Genomic DNA, 17,968 nt, shown 5'->3' with positions numbered 1-17,968 from the left:
TTGTTGATACCTCGGTTGCAGGGCCGCCTGCACGGGCTGGCCATTGTCCGAACGGCCGAAACGGGGGAATTCGATGAGCAAGGTGATTACCGAGGGTCTGGTGCTGCAACCGCCCGCCTTCGCGGCGGGTCTGGCCAATTGGTCGAGCGTGAACGGGCGTCCGGGCGATGCCTCGTATCAGGGGGCGGCCAATGCGGTGCTGGTCGCGAACGACCAGGATTTCGGCCCCTGCCTTGAGATGCAGAAGACCACCGGCACCCAGAGGCTGCGCGCCTTCATGGAGACGCCGCTGCGCCCCGACATGTATATCCGCGTCACCCTGCGGGTGAAGGCGATCGCGGGAAACCTGCCTTCGGTGCGGGTCGCGGCCTGGGCGGGGAATGCGGCGGGCGGCAATGTCGGCTCCGCGCCGCAGGCCGGGACGGCGGTGGCGCTGCCCGCCTATGGCGAGGTGGTGACGGTCAGCGCGATCATCGGCGCGGGCAACCGGCCCGGCGTCGATCTGGTCTGGGGCCTCGCGCCGGTGATCGCGCATATCGGGCTGGACCTGACCGGGGCCAATGGCGGCACGGTCAGGATCGACGATATCGAGGTCGAGGATGTCACCTCGGTCTTCCTGCGCGAGATGCTGGGCGTCGTCGACGTGCGCGACCACGGCGCGACCGGGAACGGCACCACCAATGACGCGGCGGCCTTCCAGGCGGCGGATGCGGCGGCGGCGGGGCGGACGATCCTGGTCTCGCCCGGCACCTACCGTCTGGCGGGCAACCTGACGATCTCCTCGCCGATCCGCTTCGTCGGCACCGTGACCCAGCCCGCCGCCAACCGGCTGATCCTGACGCGGAACTTCGACCTCGACACCTATGCCGCGGCCTATGGCAGCACGCTGGAGGGGTTTCGCCGCGCGCTTCAGGCGCTGTTCCACTTCAACGACCATGTCACCTTCGACATGTCGGGCCGCCGGGTCGACCTGGCCGGGCCGATCGACGTGTCGGAACTGAGCGGGATCACCTCGTTCTCGAACCGCCGGGTGCTGTTCAACGGCTCGCTCAACGCGGTGGAATCCCCGGGCTGGACGGATGAGGTGGTGACCTCGGTCGCGACCTACAGCCCCGCCTCGCATCAGACCCGGCTGACGGCGGTCGGCAATGTGGCGAATGTGCCGGTGGGGGCGCTGGTGCAGGGCACCGGCGTCGGGCGCGAGATCTATGTGCGGTCGAAAAACGTGGGCGCGGGCACCATCGAATTGTCCGAGCCGCTTTACGGCGCCGCCGGAACCCGCAATTACACCTTCCGGCGCTTTCGCTACCAGCTCGATTTCTCGGGCTTCTCGCTGCTGTCGCGCTTCGAGCTGAAAGAGATCGAGTTCAACTGCCTCGGCCGGTCCTCGGGGGTGATGATGGCGCAGGCGGGCTCGGTCTTCCGCTTCGACAACTGCACCTTCAACCGGCCGAAGGATCGCGGTATCACCTCGTCGGGGACCGGCTGCCAGGGCGTCTATATCGATTATTGCCAGTTCCTTTCGAACGAACAGGCGCTGGCGGCGCAGAACCGCACCACAATCGCGGTGAACATCAACGCCAACGACGCCAAGATCCGCAACAACCGCATCGTGCGCTTTCGCCATTTCGCGGTGCTGAACGGCACCAGCCACATGATCTACGCCAACCATTTCTTCCAGGGCGACGACCAGTCGGCGGGGGTGCGGCTGGCGGGGCTGGTCTTCACCCAGACCAATGTGGCGACCGTGGTGCAGGGAAACTACATCGACAACTGCTTCATCGAATGGGGCAACGAGCACGACCACGCGCCCGAGTTCGACAACGAATTCTCGTTCGGGGGGCTCAGCCTGACCGGGAACATCTTCATCGCCTCGGACGTGTCCTCGGCCTTCCGCTGGATCGTGATCAAGCCGCACGGGCCGGGGCATTTCCTGAACGGCGTCTCGATCACCAACAACACCTTCCGCGTCTTCAACGCGGTGGTGCCGCGGGTGGAAAGCGTGGACACCACCTTCGCCTCGCTGGATTTCAGCCGCTCGCGCGATGTGCGGGTCGAGGGCAACACCTTCAACCAGGTCACCCAGTCGATCTCGAACCCGATCGTCTTCGCCCATAGCCAGAACACCGCCGCCGAGGTCTGGACCGTGAACGCCTCGGGTTTCATCCCCTTCGGCGGTCGCATCCGCATGGTCGAGGCGGTGCAGACCGAGGGCGCGCTCACGACCGCCGCGAATGCGATGCGCTATGCCGCGCCCCATGCGCTGCCGGGGCAGGGCGCGGGCAACAATCAGGTGCAATTGCGCTGGAACGAGGCGCTGAAGGGCAAGGCCATCGTCACGATGCGGATGGATGTGCCGACCTGAGCCCCGGCGCGAGCGGCGGCAAAGCCGGGCGTCCCCTTCGCGGGGGGCGCCCGTTGCGCATTCGCCGGTTGCGAGAGGTCCTGTCGCGCAAGGGCCTGGGTCGCCCCGATTCCGGTGCTCCGGCTCAGGCGCCCCGGCTCAGGGCGCCAGATCTTCGGCGGTCAGGCGGAAGGCGCGGGCAAAGCCGCCGTTCAGCACCGCCGAGACCGGCGCCAGCCGCACGAAGCTGAAATCGGGCAGGTCGATATAGACCTTGGCCTTGGGATTGCGCGCCAGCCAGCGGGCGCGCAGCCCGGGCAGGCCTGCCGCGTCGCGGGCGATGAATTCGGCCCGCGCCCGCAGCATCAGCCGGGGGTGGTTCATCGGATCGCCCTTCGGCCCAGCCTCGCCCACCATCAGCGCGCAGGCGGGATTGGCCCGCAGCGCGGGCGCATGCGCGGCCAGGCCCGAGACCAGCGTCAGCGGTCCCTCCTCGGGGTCGAAGCCGAAGGCGATGCGGCTGATCCCCGGCAGGCCGTCGGCGGCGTCGATCCAGGACAGCGCGGCATGGCCCGCCCCGGCAAGCAGCGCGCGGGCCTCGGCGCGCGCGGCGGCATCGGCATCGGCGACCGGGTCGAAGGGGCGGGTGGCGGATTGGGTGTCGGACATTGCGGGATCCAGATTTCATGGCAAGAGGTGTTGACAGCGATATGGCTGAGGGGTGAGGTGGGGGTCATTTGATGACCCATCCGCTTTTCGCGAACCCCGGCCGGATAGTCCCGGCCCATCCCCGGCCTTTGCGGCCCCTGGCTTTCGGCATCATGACCCAGACCCCCCGCAACCTCAATATCCGGGCGGAACTTCTGCCCAAACTGGTCACCACCCTGCGCGAGGGCTATGGCCGTGCCGATCTGCGCGCTGATGCGATGGCGGGGCTGACCGTCGCCATCGTCGCGCTGCCCCTGTCGATGGCCATCGCCATCGCAAGCGGTGTCGGGCCCGAGCGCGGGCTTTACACCGCCATCGTCGGCGGCGCGCTGGTCTCGGCCTTCGGCGGCTCGCGCTACCAGATCGGCGGGCCCGCGGGCGCCTTCATCGTGCTGGTCTCGGCCTGCGTGATGCAGTTGGGGATCCCGGGCCTGATCACCGCGACCTTCCTGTCGGGCTTCGTCTTGATCCTGGCCGGGCTGCTGCGGCTGGGAAGCTATATCCGCTATATCCCCTATCCGGTGACGCTGGCCTTCACGGCGGGGATCGGGGTCATCATCCTGGCCAGCCAGATGAAGGACCTGTTCGGGCTGAGCCTTGCGGGAGCCGAACCGGCCGAGCTGGTCGAGAAGGTCCATGCGCTGTGGGCGGCGCGCGAGAGTGTGAGCTGGCCCGCCTTCGGTGTCGCGATGCTGGTGGTGGGCGTGATCCTGGGCCTGCGGCGCTGGCGCCCGCACTGGCCGGGGATGCTGGTCGCGGTGGTGCTGGCCTCGGTGCTGGTGGCGGCGCTTTCGCTGCCGGTCGAGACCATCGCGACGCGCTTCGGGCGGCTTCCGAACCTGCTGCCCGCTCCGGCGCTGCCGGGGCTCGACGCCGGTCTGATCCGCGCCGCGCTGCCCTATGCGCTGTCCTTCGCGCTGCTCGGCGCCATCGAATCCTTGCTGTCGGCGGTCGTGGCCGACGGGATGAGCGGCGGGCGCCACCGTTCCAACGCCGAACTGGTGGGGCAGGGGGTGGCGAATATCGGCTCGGCGCTGTTCGGCGGCTTTTGCGTCACCGGCACGATCGCGCGCACCGCGACCAATGTGCGCGCGGGCTCGCGCGGGCCGGTCTCGGGCATCCTGCATGCGCTGTTCCTTCTGGTCTTCCTTGCGGTCGCGGCGCCGCTGGCGGGCTATGTGCCGCTGGCCGCGCTGGCCGGGGTGCTGGTCGTCGTCGCCTGGGGCATGATCGAGCGGGCCGAGATCCTGGCGCTGGTCCGGGGCTCGCGCGCGGATGCGGCGATCATCGTGACCACTTTCGCGCTGGTCGCCTTCCGCGACCTGACCGAGGGGATCGTGGTCGGCTTCGCCATGGCCGGGCTGGTCTTCATCAAGCGCATGTCGGATTCCACCGCGCTGGAGCACGGCGCCCCGCCCCCTTCCGCCCGCGCGCCCGAGACCCAGAGCGACGGGCGCCTGGTCTACCGCCTGCACGGGCCCTTGTTCTTCGGTGCGGCGGCGCAGGTGGGATCGGTGCTTGACCGCATCGCCGAGCGGCCCGAGGAAATGGTCTTCGACTTCACCGACGTGCCGCTGATCGACAGCTCCGGCGCCCATAGTTTCGAACTGCTGGCGCGCAAGGTCGCGGGCCGCGGCGGGCGGGTCCAGATCGTCGGCGCCCGGCCCGAGGTGCGGCGGATCCTGTTCCGTCAGGGCCTGCGCCCGCCGCTGGTCGGCTATCACGCGCGCCTGCCGTCCCCCGCACCCGGGGCGGGGGAGACGGCCTGACGGGCGGGCCGCGTGGCTCGAATCACCCAGGGGTGGAAACGGCGGGCCGATCGGTCCGCCGTTTTTCTTGCGGCCGCAGCATTGCAGCCGCAGAATGGCAGGGTTGCGTCCTTGTGAAGGCGCAGGGCATTGAAAAGGCGGATCAAACCTGCGGCGGTTTTCTGAATATTTACACATTTGACATCAATATAGTGAATAAATTTACAGGAAAGTCCATGCAATAAAAGGGGTTACCGGAAAATTGACCAGGTGTTACACTGCTGCCAGGGAGAGGTCGCCCCGGGCATGATTCTGGCCCTCCGGCGGCCATCGCGCGGGTCTGAAAATGCCCGCGCTTCGGATGGGAGGAGGATGCCATGAAGGACCAGCCCGACTCGAGCTCTGCGCGCAAGGCGCCGGACGAATTCATCGCCGGGGCGCATGTCGATGCGGCGCAATATGACAGTCTTTACGCGGAATCGACCGAGGCGCCGGACCGCTTCTGGGCGCGCGAAGGGCTGCGGGTGGACTGGATCCGCCCCTTCACCAAGGTCAAGAACACCAGTTTCGAGCCCGGCCGCGTCGACATCAAATGGTTCGAGGACGGCTCGCTCAACGTCAGCGCCAATTGCATCGACCGCCATCTGATCGACCGCGCCGACCAGACCGCCATCATCTTCGAGCCCGACGACCCGAACGAGCCCGCGCGCCATATCAGCTATCGCGAATTGCTCGAACAGGTCTCGCGCATGGCCAATGTGCTGAAAAGCCATGGCGTGTCCAAGGGCGACCGGGTGGTGCTCTACCTGCCGATGATCCCCGAGGCGGCCTATGCCATGCTGGCCTGCGCCCGGATCGGCGCCATCCATTCGGTGGTCTTCGGCGGCTTCTCGCCCGATGCGCTGGCCAACCGGATCAACGATTCCGACGCCCGCATCGTCATCACCGCCGATTACGCCCCCCGGGGCGGCAAGAAGACGCCGCTCAAGGACAATACCGACAAGGCGCTGCTGCATTGCTCGGACAAGGTGAAATGCCTGGTGGTGCGGCGCACCAGCGACGAATGCCATTTCGTCTATGACCGCGATTTCGACCTGCTGGCCGAGATGGCCGAGGCCCGGCCCTATTGCCCCTATGTCGAGGTCGGCGCCGAGGATCCGCTGTTCATCCTTTACACCTCGGGCTCGACCGGCAAGCCGAAGGGGGTGGTGCATACCACCGGCGGCTATCTGGTCTATGCCGCGATGACGCATCAGTTGACCTTCGACTATCACGACGGCGACGTGTTCTGGTGCACGGCGGATGTGGGCTGGGTCACCGGCCACAGCTATATCGTCTATGGCCCGCTGGCCAATGGCGCCACCACGCTGATGTTCGAGGGCGTGCCGACCTGGCCCGATGCCGGGCGGTTCTGGGCGGTCTGCGAAAAGCACAGGGTCAGCCAGTTCTACACCGCGCCGACGGCGATCCGCTCGCTGATGGGGCTGGGGCCGGAATGGGTCGAGAAATACGACCTGTCCAGCCTGAAGCTGCTGGGCTCGGTGGGTGAGCCGATCAACCCCGAGGCCTGGTCCTGGTATGACCAGCATGTCGGCAAGGGCCGCCTGCCCATCGTCGACACCTTCTGGCAGACCGAGACCGGCGGCCATATGCTGACGCCGCTGCCGGGCGCGATCCCGACCAAGCCCGGCTCGGCCACCAAACCCTTCTTCGGCGTGCAGCCGGTCATTCTGGACGCCGCCACCGGCGCGATCCAGGACGAGACCGAGACCGAGGGCGTGTTGTGCATCAAGGATAGCTGGCCGGGGCAGATGCGCACGCTCTGGGGCGATCACGAACGCTTCCAGGAGGCGTATTTCACCCAATACAAGGGTTATTACTTCACCGGCGACGGCTGCCGCCGCGACCGGGACGGCTATTACTGGATCACCGGCCGGGTCGACGACGTGATCAACGTCTCGGGCCACCGCATGGGCACGGCCGAGGTGGAATCGGCCCTCGTCGCGCATGAGAAGGTCGCCGAGGCCGCCGTGGTGGGCTATCCGCACGACCTCAAGGGGCAGGGGATCTACGCCTATGTCACCTTGATGAAGGGCGTCGAGCCCGGCCCGGACCTGAGGCGCGAGCTGGAGGCCTGGGTGCGCCAGGAGATCGGCCCCATCGCCAAGCCCGACCTGATCCAATGGGCGCCGGGCCTGCCCAAGACCCGTTCGGGCAAGATCATGCGCCGCATCCTCAGGAAGATCGCCGAGAACGATTTCGGATCGCTCGGCGACACTTCGACGCTGGCCGACCCTTCGGTGGTCGACGAGCTGATCGCAAACCGCATGAACAAGGGCTGAGGATGTCTGACGCGCAAGCCACCGTCCTGATACTGCTCGGTCCGCCAGGCGCGGGGAAGGGCACGCAAGCCCGGATGCTGGAAGAGGAATACGGCCTCGTCCAGCTTTCCACCGGCGACATGCTGCGCGCGGCGGTGGCCCAGGGCACCGAGGCGGGCCGGGCCGCCAAGGCGCTGATGGAGGCCGGCGCGCTGGTCCCCGACGAGGTGGTCCTAGCCATCCTGCGCGAAAGGATGGCCCAGCCCGATGTCGCGCGCGGCATCATCCTGGACGGCTTTCCGCGCACCGGCGGCCAGGCGGCGGCGCTCGACCGGCTGCTGGCGGCGCAGGGATGGCGCGTCACCGCGGCGGTCAGCCTGGAGGTCGACGACGAGGCGATGGTGGGCCGGGTTTCGGGCCGCTACACCTGCGCCTGCGGCGAGGGCTGGCACGACACGTTCAAGAAGCCCGCCGTCGCCGGGGTCTGCGACCGCTGCGGCGGTTCGGATTTCCGGCGCCGGGCCGACGACAACGCGGTCACGGTGCGCGAAAGGCTGCGCGCCTATCACGACCAGACCGCGCCCCTGATCGCGCATTACGCCGCGCAGGGCGTGCTGGAGCGGATCGACGCCATGGGCCCGATCGCCCAGGTGCGCGCGGCGCTTGGCCGCATCCTGGGCCGCGTCGCGGCCTGACGGGATTTCGGCCCGGGGTTCAGGAGGTCCCGGGCGGAAGGGACGGATCCGGCCGCAAGGGCCGGTTCCGGCGAAGGGGAGGGGATCGTCCAGCGCGAATCCCTCAGGAAGGATCCGTGGCGCGGGAGAGGCGCTGCGGGCCAGGGGAGACCTGTTGCCGATCGGCGGGACCACGGGTTCCGCCGCGCGCCGCGCAGCAGGGACGGGAACGAAGGGACGGCGCCGCAGCCCGAAAGGCGCGGGCCACGACAAGGAGGAAATCCATGGCATCTTACGCAACGCCGGACGCGCGCGACCGCTCGCGCCCCATGACCGCGGAGGAGAGGAAGGTCATTCTCGCCTCTTCCGCCGGCACGATCTTCGAATGGTATGACTTCTACCTTTACGGCTCGCTTGCCGCCATCATCGGGGCGCAGTTCTTCACCCCCTTCCCCGAGGCCACGCGCAACGTCTTCGCGCTTCTGGCCTTCGCGGCGGGCTTCATCGTGCGGCCCTTCGGCGCGCTGGTCTTCGGGGCGCTCGGCGATATCGTCGGGCGGAAATACACCTTCCTGATGACCATCCTCATCATGGGCTTTTCGACCTTCATCGTGGGCCTTCTGCCCAGCTACCACTCCTGGGGCGTTGCGGCGCCGATCATCCTGATCGCCCTGCGCATGCTTCAGGGCCTGGCGCTTGGCGGCGAATACGGCGGCGCGGCGGTCTATGTGGCGGAACATGCGCCGCAGAACCAGCGCGGCTATTTCACCAGCTTCATCCAGACCACGGCGACGCTGGGGCTTTTGCTTTCGCTGATCGTGATCCTGATGGTGCAGGGCTATGTGAACGGCAATTTCGACCCGCAGCCGGTGCTGGACGCCGACAGCCAGCCGGTGCTTCTGGCCGATGGCACGGCGCAGATGATGCCCGCCTTCAACGCCTGGGGCTGGCGGATCCCGTTCCTCGGCTCGATCTTCCTGCTGCTGGTGTCGCTCTACATCCGGCTGCAGATGAACGAATCCCCCGCCTTCAAGAAGATGAAGGAAGAGGGCGCGGCCTCGAAAGCGCCGCTGCGTGAGGCCTTCGGCAACTGGAAGAACGGCAAGATCGCGCTGATCGCCCTGCTGGGCCTGACGGCGGGCCAGGCGGTGGTCTGGTATTCGGGCCAGTTCTACGCGCTGTTCTTCACCCAGAACGTGATCAAGGTCGACAGTTTCTCGGCCAATGTCTTCGTGGCCTGGTCGCTGATCCTGGGCACCTACGGCTTCATCTTCTTCGGCAAGCTTTCCGACCGCATCGGCCGCAAGCCGATCATCCTGGGGGGCTGCCTGATCGCGGCGATCACCTATTTCCCGGTGTTCGGCTTCCTGACCAAGACCGCCAATCCGATGCTCTACAACGCGCATCAGACCCAGATCACCGTGACCGCGGACCCGGCCGACTGCTCGTTCCAGTTCAACCCGGTGGGCACGGCGAAATTCACCAATTCCTGCGACATCCTGAAGGCCGGCCTGACCGCGCGTTCGGCGAATTCCGACACGGTGAGCGCCCCGGCGGGCACCATCGCCTCGGTGCGGATCGGCGAGACCGAGATCCTGGGCTATTCGGGCTCGGCCCCGAATGCGGCCGAGGAAAAGGTGCGTTTCGACGCCGAGCTGAACGAGGCGCTCTCGGCGGCGGGCTATCCGGTCGCGGGCCAGTCCAACCCGACGGTGGCGAAGGCGAACCACTTCCTCGACATCTTCACCACGCAAAAGCTGCTGATCGTGGCGACGCTGACCTATCTGATCATCCTCGTGACCATGGTCTATGGCCCGATCGCGGCGATGCTGGTCGAGCTTTACCCGACCCGGATCCGCTACTCCGGCCTTTCGTTGCCCTATCACATCGGCAACGGCTGGTTCGGCGGCCTGCTGCCCGCGACCGCCTTCGCGATCTCGGCGCAGTCCGGCAACATCTATGCGGGCCTGTGGTATGCCATCGTGGTCGCGCTGATGACCGTGGTGATCGGCGCGCTGTTCGTGCCGGGCGGCACCCACAAGAAGGACATCTTCGCCGATCAGGACTGATCCGCGCGGCAGGATGTCGAAACGGAAACGGGCCGGGGGTTTCCCCGGCCCGTTTTGCTTTCCGCCCCTTTCGCCCGAGGGACGGCGGCTGGCTCAGCCGCCGCGCAAGCGCCGGAAGATCTCCAGAAGACCCAGGATGACGCCGGTGATCACGCTGTTCGAGACCAGCCCGGCCAGGATCTGGCGCAGCAGCGGCTCCTGGCTCTGCGCGGCGCCCAGGGTCGAGGGGATGATCACCGCGACGAAGACCACGCCGAGCGCCAGCGGCAGCAGCACCCCGGTCTGGTGGCGGGTGCGCAGCATGGTATAGACCAGCCCGCCCAGCAGAACGATGCGAAACGGGTCCTGGAATTGCGAAACGATGATCTGGCCGAATGTCATGTCCTGTCTCCCTCTGCTCTGCACCGGGGGTAAGGCAAAGCGGCGCCCGGGTCCATGATTTCCGGCAACTCCGGTCGCCCGCGTCGGAGCGGGGGGCCGTCTGCCCCCCGGGCGCGCCTTCGCGCGCCTCCCCCCGAGGATATTTCGGCAAAGAAGAAAGAATGAAGAAACAAGGCATCCCGACGGGAGAACGAATCTTGCCGCGGGATGCCTTTTCTCCTTTGGCGGTCATCGGCGTCCCCGCCTGTACCGCCGTTCCAGCCTGGCTCGGAAAGGTTAAGAAAGGCCTGCTGATTTCTTCTTTGCCGAAATATCCTCGGGGGTGAGCCCCGCAGGGGCGAGGGGGCGCGAGCGCCCCCTTTCTTCGCGATCATTGCGCGAAGGGATCCTGCGGATAGGTGGCCTCGGTCAGGTAAAGCCCCTGCGGCGGCGCGACCGGGCCGCAGGCGGCGCGGTCGCGCGCCTCCAGCGCCTGCGCGACCTTTTCGGGCGGCCATGCGCCCGCGCCCACCCGCTCCAGCGTGCCGATGATCGAGCGCACCTGGTTGTGCAGGAAGCTGCGCGCGCGCAGGGTGAAGCGGATTTCGGAGCCGCCGGGGAAGGCGGTCTCGGCGATGGTGATCTCGTCCAATGTCTTCACCGGACTTTGCGCCTGGCACATGACGGAGCGGAATGTCGTGAAATCGTGCCGCCCGATCAGATGGGCGGCGCCCTCGCGCATCAGTTCGGGATCGGGGCGGTTGCGCAACTGCCAGGCCAGTCCCCGGCCATGGGTCAGCGGCGCGCGGCGCGCGACGATGCGGTAGAGATAGCCCCGCCCGGTCGCGGTAAAGCGGGCGTGGAAGCTTTCGTCCACCCGGGCGCAGGCGGTGACGGCGACCGGCGCGGGTTTTAGATGCCAGTTCAGCGCCTCGGACAGCCGGAACGGCTCCCACGCCCGTGCCAGATCGGCATGGGCGACCTGGCCCGTGGCATGGACCCCGGCATCGGTGCGCCCGGCGGCATGGATGCGATGCGGGCCCGGCTCCAGGCGTTGAAGCGCCTCCTCCACCGCTTGTTGCACCGAGGGCTGGCCGTCCGCCTGGCGCTGCCAGCCGCAGAACGGGCCACCGTCGTATTCGATCCTGAGGGCATAGCGCGGCATGACCCGCCCGATAGCCCAAAGCCCGCGCCGCGTCCATCGCCCGCCGTCCATCGTCGCCTTGCATGGGCCGCCCTGCATGGGCCGGTGCGGATGGGCGGTGCCTTTCCAATCCCCCGGCCCATGCCTATGTTTCGCCGGAAGAACGCGAAACCCGGGCCGCGCAGGCCCGGAGGACGCAGGCAGCGGAAGACGCAGGCAGCAAGGGGGCGGCGCTTGGCACTTGGCGGCATCACCGACAGCATCGCGCGCGGGATCGAAGAGGCCCAGGCCTCGGTCTCGGGCCTTCTGTTCGAGCCGGTCGTCCGGCTGGGCGTCACCGGCCTGTCGCGGGCGGGCAAGACCGTCTTCATCACCGGGCTGATCGCCAACCTGCTGGAGCGCGGCCGCATGCCGCAACTGACCGCCGCGCGCGAGGGCCGGATCGAGCAGGTCTTCCTGCAACCCCAACCCGACCTGACCCTGCCTCGCTTCGACTACGAGCGCCATCTGGCCGCGATCCTGGGCGACGATCCGCATTGGCCGGAATCCACGCGGGCGATCTCGGAGCTGCGGCTTTCCTTCCGTGTCCGCCCCTCGGGCTGGCTGGCGGGGATGCGGGGGATGCGGGTGGTGCATCTCGACATCGTCGATTACCCGGGGGAATGGCTGCTCGACCTGTCGCTGATGGAAAAGAGCTATGCGCAATGGTCCGAGGAGACGCTCGCGCGGCTGGAGCGGCGGGCCGAGGGGCGCGATTTCCTGGCGCTCGCCCGGGCCGAGGATGCCGGGCTGCGGCTGGAGGAGACGGTCGCCCAGGCCCTTGCCCGGGGTTTTACCGATTACCTGAACGCCGCGCGGGCGCTTGGCCGGTCGGATTGCACGCCGGGGCGGTTCCTGCTGCCGGGGGATCTGGCGGGCTCGCCCGTCCTGACCTTCGCGCCTCTGCCCGCGCCCGACCGGCCCGCGCGCGCCAGCCTCTGGCGCGAGATGGAGCGGCGCTACGAGGCCTACAAGTCCAAGGTGGTGACGCCCTTCTTCCGCGACCATTTCGCCCGGATCGACCGGCAGGTGGTGCTGATGGACGTGCTGGGGGCGATCCATCAGGGGCCGGGCGCGGTCGAGGATCTGCGCCGGGTGATGGCCGAGGTGCTTGGCGCCTTCCGCGTCGGGCGGCGCGGCTGGCTGGCCGGGCTGATCGGGGCGCGGCGGGTGGGAAGGATCCTGTTCGCCGCGACCAAGGCCGACCATCTGCATCACGAGCAGCACCCCGCGCTGACCGCGATCACCGCCGCCCTGGTGGCCGAGGCCAGGGGGCGGGCGGAATTCGCGGGGGCGGGCGTGTCGGCGATGTCGCTGGCGGGGTTGCGCGCCACCGTCGAGGAGGAGGTGGAGCGCGACGGCATCCGCCTGCCCGCGGTGAAGGGCAGGCTGCTGACGACCGGGCGGACGGCGGTGATGTATCCCGGCCAACTGCCCTCGGACCCGTCGCGGATCCTGTCGCCCGCGCGCGGCGGCGCCGAGAACTGGCTGGACGCCGAATACGGGCTGATGGCCTTCGCCCCCGCCCGCATGACGCTGCGCCCGGGCGGGGGGCTGCCGCATATCCGGCTTGACCGCGCCGTCGAATTCCTGATCGGAGACCTGCTGTGACCAAGGCGCCGCAATCCGCGAAATCGCCGTCCCCTTTCCTGATCGAGGTCGAGGAGGAGGCCCCCCGCGCAAGGCCAGGGCCGGGGGCGTTTTCGGCCGGGACCGGAGCGGCTGCGGGTTTCGGTGCGGGAACGGACCCCGGTGCCGATTTCGATCCGGCTCTCGATCCCGGCCCCGATCCCGGCCCCGGCCCCGATCCCGGTCTCGATCCGGCTCTGGATCCTGGCCTGGCCGATCCGGTGCCCGATGCGGCCGAGGACGGCCCGCCCGCAGGCCGGGCCATGCTGGGCGTGGCGGCGCTGGCGGGGCGGCGGGGGTCCCGGCTGGGCCGGGCGGCGCTTTGGGTGTTCTCGACGCTGTTCGCCTTCGTGCTGTCGGTCGCGGCCTGGGATTTCGTGACCTCGCTTTTCACCTCGAACCGGCTGCTGGGCTGGGTGGCCTTCGTGCTGGTGCTGCTGGCGGTCCTGTTCGCTTTGGCGCTGGCCGGGCGCGAGGCGATGGGATTTGCCCGCCTCGCGCGGCTCGACCACCTGCGAAAGCGCGCCGAGGCGGCGCATCGGGGCGCCGACCTGCGCGAGGCCCGCGCCGTCGCGGCGGCCGTCGCCGCGCTTTACCGCGCGCGGCCCGAGGCGGCCTGGGGCCTTGCCCGCCATGACGAGGCGGCGCCGCATCTGATGGATGCCGATGCCGCGCTGGATCTGGCCGAGGCCGAGATCCTGCGCCCGCTGGATGCGCTGGCCCGCGCCGAGATCGAATCCGCCAGCCGCCGCGTCGCCACCGTGACCGCGCTGGTGCCGCTGGCGCTCGCGGATGTGGCGGTGGCGCTTTACGCCAATCTGGCGATGATCCGCCGCATCGCCGAGATCTACGGCGGCCGCGCGGGCAGCCTTGGAAGCTGGAGCCTGCTGCGCCGGGTCTTCGCCTCGTTGCTGGCGGCGGGGGCGGTGGCCCTGGCCGACGACCTGATCGGCTCGGTCGCGGGCGGCGGCGTGCTGTCGAAGCTCTCGCGCCGCTTCGGCGAGGGGGTGGTGAACGGCGCCCTGACCGCGCGGGTGGGGGTGGCGGCGATGGACCTGTGCCGCCCGCTGCCCTTCCGCGCGCTGCCGCGCCCGGCGGTCTCGGCGCTGGTCAGCCGGGCGCTGGCCGGTCTGGTGCCGCGCGGGGCAGGGGGCGGCGCGGCGGGGGGCGCAGGGGGCGGGACATAAGGCGCCCCCGCGCAAGAGGGCGCCGAAACGCCCTGAAAACCGGGGTTTTCGCTTGCCCCGGCAGGACAATGCCGCTAGAGGACCGCATCCCGAAGCCGCCCGCCTTCCCCGCCCTTTCGGCGGGGCGCCGGGGCACATGGGGCCACCAAAGACCGGCGGAGCCAACCGCATGGCCAGCAAACCATTGAAAAGGAAACTGATCCGCATGTGCGCAGCAAACGCAATGGAAGAATTTGAAGCCCTCTTGAAAGAGAGCTTCGAGATCGACACCCCCGAAGAGGGTTCGGTCGTCAAGGGCAAGGTCATCGCCATCGAGGCGGGCCAGGCCATCATCGACGTCGGCTACAAGATGGAAGGCCGCGTCGATCTCAAGGAATTCGCGAACCCCGGCGAGGCGCCCTCGATCACCGTCGGCGACACCGTCGAGGTCTATCTCGACCGTGTCGAGAATGCCCGTGGCGAGGCCGTCATCTCGCGTGAGAAGGCCCGCCGCGAAGAGGCCTGGGACCGTCTGGAAAAAGCCTATGCCGACGAGCTGCGCGTCGAAGGCGCGATCTTCGGCCGCGTCAAGGGCGGCTTCACCGTCGATCTGGGCGGTGCCGTGGCCTTCCTTCCCGGCAGCCAGGTCGATGTGCGCCCCGTGCGTGACGCGGGCCCGCTGATGGGCATGAAACAGCCCTTCCAGATCCTGAAGATGGACCGCCGCCGCGGCAATATCGTGGTCTCGCGCCGCGCCATCCTGGAAGAAAGCCGCGCCGAACAGCGCGCCGAGGTCATCGGCAACCTGCATGAAGGCCAGGTGGTCGACGGCGTGGTCAAGAACATCACCGAATACGGTGCCTTCGTCGACCTGGGCGGCGTGGACGGCCTGCTGCACGTCACCGACATGGCCTGGCGCCGCGTCAACCACCCGTCCGAGATCCTGTCGATCGGCGAGACCATCAAGGTCCAGGTCATCAAGATCAACAAGGAAACCCACCGCATCAGCCTGGGCATGAAGCAGCTTCAGTCCGACCCCTGGGATGCCGTGGAAAAGGCCTATCCGCTGGGTTCGGTCCACAAGGGCCGCGTCACCAACATCACCGATTACGGCGCCTTCGTGGAGCTGGAAGCCGGGGTCGAGGGCCTGGTCCACGTCTCGGAAATGTCCTGGACCAAGAAGAACGTCCATCCCGGCAAGATCGTCTCCACCTCGCAAGAGGTCGAGGTCATGGTGCTGGAGATCGACAGCGCCAAGCGCCGGGTGTCGCTGGGTCTCAAGCAGACCATGCGCAATCCGTGGGAACTCTTCGCCGAGGCCCATCCGGTGGGCTCCGCCATCGAGGGCGAGGTCAAGAACATCACCGAATTCGGTCTGTTCATCGGCCTGGACAACGACATCGACGGCATGGTCCACCTGTCGGACCTGTCGTGGGACAAGCGCGGCGAGGAAGCCATCCAGGAATATCGCAAGGGCGATATCGTTCAGGCGGCGGTCTCCGAGGTGGATATCGAAAACGCCCGGATCTCGCTTTCGATCAAGGCGCTTGGCGATGACACTTTCACCGAGGCGGTCGATGGCGTGAAGCGCGGCTCGGTCATCACCGTCGCGGTCACCGCGATCGAGGATGGCGGGATCGAGGTGGAATACAACGGCGCCAAGTCGTTCATCCGCCGCTCGGACCTGTCGCGCGACCGCGCCGACCAGCGCCCCGAGCGTTTCCAGGTCGGCGACAAGGTCGACGTGCGCGTGACCAACGTCGATTCGAAGACCCGCAAGCTGGGCCTGTCGATCAAGGCGCGCGAGATCGCCGAAGAGCAAGAGGCCGTCCAGCAATACGGCTCCTCCGATTCGGGGGCCTCGCTGGGCGACATCCTGGGCGCGGCGCTCAAGGACCGCAGCTAAGTCGTATCCGCGACCCCGGAAATCAGGAAAGGCCCCGCATCTTGCGGGGCCTTTTCGCATTCCGCTCGGCGGCTTCCGGCGCCAAGCCCCCGTTTTCGTTTGCCTTGCGGGAAATACTGCTTCTATAGTCCCCCGGGTAACGAAATCGTGGGGCCCGGCATGCGGGCCGGTCCACAGGGGAGACGAGGGATGATCCGCTCGGAACTGATCCAGAAGATCGCGGATGAGAATCCGCATCTGACACAGCGCCATGTCGAGCGGATCGTGAACACCGTCTTCGAAGAGATCATCGAGGCCCTGGCCAAGGGCGACCGGGTCGAGTTGCGCGGATTCGGCGCCTTCTCGGTCAAGGCGCGCGACGCCCGCATCGGCCGCAACCCCCGCACCGGCGAGGCGGTCCAGGTCGATGACAAGAAGGTCCCGTTCTTCAAGACCGGCAAGCTTCTGCGCGACCGGCTGAACGGCAAGTAACCCCCGCCGTAGCGGCCTTGCGCCCGTCCCCCGCCCGGTCGATATAGAAAGGGCGGTCGGCCCGCATCGACCTTAGCCAAATCGCCTTTCCGGGGACAGCCTGCCATGCTGCGCTACATTCGCCTGATCTTCATCGCCCTGACCGCGCTGGTCCTTCTGTTCCTCGCGCTCGCCAACCGCGCGCCGGTGGTGGTGCGGCTTCTGCCCGAGGAGATGGGCGCGATGCTGGGCCGGGGCCAGGGCTGGACCATGCCGCTGTTTCTGGTGATCTTCCTGGCCATCGCGCTTGGCGTGCTGATCGGATTCGTCTGGGAATGGCTGCGCGAGATGCGGATCCGGGGCGAGGCGAAGACCACCGCGCGCAAGCTCGGCCAGCTCGAACGCGAGATCGCGGTGCTGAAGGACAGCCATTCGGTTCCGCCGCAGGACGAGGTGCTGGCGATCCTCGAAGACGGGGACCGCAGGCCGTGACAGAGGGCGTGACGGGGGCCGCCCCGGGCGTCCGGGTGAAGATCTGCGGCTTGCGCACGCCAGATGAGGTCGGCGCGGCGGCAAGGGCGGGGGCGGCCTATGCCGGTTTCGTCTTCTTCGCCAGATCGCCGCGCAACCTCTCGCTGGCTCAGGCGCGCGCCGCGGCGCTGGCCGCGCCAGAGGGGCTGTGCAAGGTCGCGCTGACGGTGGATGCCGACGACGCGACGCTGGATGCGATCACCGCGACGGTGCCGGTCGACATGCTGCAACTCCACGGCCGGGAAAGCCCGGCGCGCGTGGCCGAACTGCGTGCCCGCTACGGCCTGCCGGTGATGAAGGCGATCGGGGTGGCGGGGCCGGGCGATCTGGCAGCGCTGCTCGACTATTCGCTGGTCGCCGACCAGATCCTGATCGACGCCAAACCGCCCGCCGGTGCCCCTTTGCCGGGCGGCAACGGGCTTGCCTTCGACTGGCGTCTGGTCGCGCAACGGCGCTGGCTGCGGCCCTGGATGCTCGCGGGCGGGCTGACGCCGGAAAACGTGGCCGAGGCGATCGCGCTGACCAATGCGCGCCAGGTCGATGTCTCCTCGGGCGTCGAAAGCGCACCGGGCCGGAAGGATCCCGCCCGGATCGAGGCCTTCCTGCGCGCCGCCACCGCCCCCCGCCCGCCCGCCATCCCCAAACTGCGCTGACCCCCCCGGGGCGCAAACCCAGGGCCAGCCCCCCGACTCGGCCGAAAGCGCCACCGCCCGAAACTGCCCACCCCCTTTCTTCTTTGCGGAAATATCCCGGGGGTGAGGCGCCAGAGGCGCCGAGGGGGCAGCGCCCCCCCCCCCCCCCCCCCCCCCCACCCCCCCCCCCCCCCCCCCCCCCCCCCCCCCCCCCCCCCCCCCCCCGCCCCCCCCCCCCCCCCCCCCC

15 protein-coding genes are annotated in these 17,968 nt (G+C 68.4%); 12 read left to right on the top strand and 3 right to left on the bottom strand.

Going from position 1 to position 17,968, the window contains the following annotated elements; genetic code table 11:
- Positions 1 to 73: 73 nt before the first annotated feature.
- Positions 74 to 2,365 carry a glycosyl hydrolase family 28-related protein gene (locus tag ABNX41_RS18625; RefSeq protein WP_438671200.1) on the top strand — a complete coding sequence of 764 codons (2,292 nt, stop codon included), beginning with the start codon at positions 74 to 76 and terminating at the stop codon, positions 2,363 to 2,365.
- A 138-nt stretch (positions 2,366 to 2,503) separates the two neighbouring features.
- On the opposite strand, the gene ABNX41_RS18620 is transcribed toward ABNX41_RS18625, so the two are convergent.
- Entirely contained in the window at positions 2,504 to 3,013 is a 510-nt protein-coding gene (locus tag ABNX41_RS18620; RefSeq protein ID WP_438671199.1) for a HugZ family pyridoxamine 5'-phosphate oxidase, read from the bottom strand.
- Positions 3,014 to 3,165: 152 nt separating this feature from the next.
- Here ABNX41_RS18620 and ABNX41_RS18615 point away from each other — a divergent pair, with 152 nt between their 5' ends.
- From ABNX41_RS18615 to ABNX41_RS18600, 4 genes are all read left to right on the top strand, one after another.
- On the top strand, positions 3,166 to 4,821 hold the full coding sequence (locus ABNX41_RS18615) for a SulP family inorganic anion transporter (protein ID WP_438671198.1): 1,656 nt from the start codon (positions 3,166 to 3,168) through the stop codon (positions 4,819 to 4,821).
- A 356-nt stretch (positions 4,822 to 5,177) separates the two neighbouring features.
- The gene (acs, locus tag ABNX41_RS18610; RefSeq protein ID WP_438671197.1) at positions 5,178 to 7,142 is read left to right on the top strand and encodes an acetate--CoA ligase; all 1,965 of its coding nucleotides are present in this window, start codon (positions 5,178 to 5,180) and stop codon (positions 7,140 to 7,142) included.
- A gap of 2 nt (positions 7,143 to 7,144) precedes the next feature.
- A complete protein-coding gene (locus tag ABNX41_RS18605; RefSeq protein ID WP_438671196.1) occupies positions 7,145 to 7,816 on the top strand; it encodes an adenylate kinase in 672 nt (223 codons plus the stop codon).
- A 263-nt stretch (positions 7,817 to 8,079) separates the two neighbouring features.
- Positions 8,080 to 9,864, top strand: a complete 1,785-nt coding sequence (locus ABNX41_RS18600) for an MFS transporter (RefSeq protein WP_438671195.1) — start codon at positions 8,080 to 8,082, stop codon at positions 9,862 to 9,864.
- 93 nt (positions 9,865 to 9,957) lie between these two features.
- On the opposite strand, the gene ABNX41_RS18595 is transcribed toward ABNX41_RS18600, so the two are convergent.
- Entirely contained in the window at positions 9,958 to 10,245 is a 288-nt protein-coding gene (locus tag ABNX41_RS18595; protein ID WP_438671194.1) for a hypothetical protein, read from the bottom strand.
- Between the two features lie 161 nt (positions 10,246 to 10,406).
- Here ABNX41_RS18595 and ABNX41_RS18590 point away from each other — a divergent pair, with 161 nt between their 5' ends.
- The gene (locus tag ABNX41_RS18590; protein WP_438671193.1) at positions 10,407 to 10,571 is read left to right on the top strand and encodes a hypothetical protein; all 165 of its coding nucleotides are present in this window, start codon (positions 10,407 to 10,409) and stop codon (positions 10,569 to 10,571) included.
- Between the two features lie 44 nt (positions 10,572 to 10,615).
- On the opposite strand, the gene truA is transcribed toward ABNX41_RS18590, so the two are convergent.
- Positions 10,616 to 11,389, bottom strand: coding sequence for a tRNA pseudouridine(38-40) synthase TruA (truA, locus tag ABNX41_RS18585; RefSeq protein WP_438671192.1), 774 nt, complete (start codon positions 11,387 to 11,389; stop codon positions 10,616 to 10,618).
- 213 nt (positions 11,390 to 11,602) lie between these two features.
- Between truA and ABNX41_RS18580 the strand changes: the two genes are divergently transcribed.
- From ABNX41_RS18580 to ABNX41_RS18555, 6 genes are all read left to right on the top strand, one after another.
- Entirely contained in the window at positions 11,603 to 13,018 is a 1,416-nt protein-coding gene (locus ABNX41_RS18580; protein ID WP_438671191.1) for a YcjX family GTP-binding protein, read from the top strand.
- A gap of 215 nt (positions 13,019 to 13,233) precedes the next feature.
- Complete coding sequence (locus ABNX41_RS18575) at positions 13,234 to 14,223, top strand: TIGR01620 family protein (protein ID WP_438671220.1); 990 nt, start codon at positions 13,234 to 13,236, stop codon at positions 14,221 to 14,223.
- 205 nt (positions 14,224 to 14,428) lie between these two features.
- On the top strand, positions 14,429 to 16,108 hold the full coding sequence (rpsA, locus tag ABNX41_RS18570) for a 30S ribosomal protein S1 (RefSeq protein ID WP_438671190.1): 1,680 nt from the start codon (positions 14,429 to 14,431) through the stop codon (positions 16,106 to 16,108).
- Positions 16,109 to 16,297: 189 nt separating this feature from the next.
- Complete coding sequence (gene ihfB, locus ABNX41_RS18565; RefSeq protein ID WP_438671189.1) at positions 16,298 to 16,579, top strand: integration host factor subunit beta; 282 nt, start codon at positions 16,298 to 16,300, stop codon at positions 16,577 to 16,579.
- Between the two features lie 105 nt (positions 16,580 to 16,684).
- A complete protein-coding gene (locus ABNX41_RS18560) occupies positions 16,685 to 17,050 on the top strand; it encodes a LapA family protein (RefSeq protein WP_438671188.1) in 366 nt (121 codons plus the stop codon).
- Positions 17,051 to 17,058: 8 nt separating this feature from the next.
- Positions 17,059 to 17,742 (top strand): phosphoribosylanthranilate isomerase, encoded by a 684-nt coding sequence (locus tag ABNX41_RS18555; RefSeq protein WP_438671219.1) that lies wholly within the window; start codon positions 17,059 to 17,061, stop codon positions 17,740 to 17,742.
- Positions 17,743 to 17,968: the final 226 nt, after the last annotated feature.

Source organism: Pseudogemmobacter sonorensis (assembly GCF_042762395.1).
GTDB lineage: Bacteria > Pseudomonadota > Alphaproteobacteria > Rhodobacterales > Rhodobacteraceae > Pseudogemmobacter > Pseudogemmobacter sonorensis.
This window is presented reverse-complemented; position numbering and strand designations above follow the sequence as displayed.

Excerpts from the sequence above, each read along its gene's own strand:
- ABNX41_RS18600 (WP_438671195.1), top strand. The coding sequence starts at position 8,080 with ATGGCATCTTACGCAACGCCGGACGCGCGCGACCGCTCGCGCCCCATG.
- ABNX41_RS18560 (WP_438671188.1), top strand. The coding sequence starts at position 16,685 with ATGCTGCGCTACATTCGCCTGATCTTCATCGCCCTGACCGCGCTGGTC.
- ABNX41_RS18625 (WP_438671200.1), top strand. The coding sequence starts at position 74 with ATGAGCAAGGTGATTACCGAGGGTCTGGTGCTGCAACCGCCCGCCTTC.
- ihfB (WP_438671189.1), top strand. The coding sequence starts at position 16,298 with ATGATCCGCTCGGAACTGATCCAGAAGATCGCGGATGAGAATCCGCAT.
- ABNX41_RS18605 (WP_438671196.1), top strand. The coding sequence starts at position 7,145 with ATGTCTGACGCGCAAGCCACCGTCCTGATACTGCTCGGTCCGCCAGGC.
- acs (WP_438671197.1), top strand. The coding sequence starts at position 5,178 with ATGAAGGACCAGCCCGACTCGAGCTCTGCGCGCAAGGCGCCGGACGAA.
- ABNX41_RS18590 (WP_438671193.1), top strand. The coding sequence starts at position 10,407 with ATGAAGAAACAAGGCATCCCGACGGGAGAACGAATCTTGCCGCGGGAT.
- ABNX41_RS18595 (WP_438671194.1), bottom strand. The coding sequence starts at position 10,245 with ATGACATTCGGCCAGATCATCGTTTCGCAATTCCAGGACCCGTTTCGC.
- ABNX41_RS18615 (WP_438671198.1), top strand. The coding sequence starts at position 3,166 with ATGACCCAGACCCCCCGCAACCTCAATATCCGGGCGGAACTTCTGCCC.
- ABNX41_RS18620 (WP_438671199.1), bottom strand. The coding sequence starts at position 3,013 with ATGTCCGACACCCAATCCGCCACCCGCCCCTTCGACCCGGTCGCCGAT.
- rpsA (WP_438671190.1), top strand. The coding sequence starts at position 14,429 with ATGTGCGCAGCAAACGCAATGGAAGAATTTGAAGCCCTCTTGAAAGAG.
- truA (WP_438671192.1), bottom strand. The coding sequence starts at position 11,389 with ATGCCGCGCTATGCCCTCAGGATCGAATACGACGGTGGCCCGTTCTGC.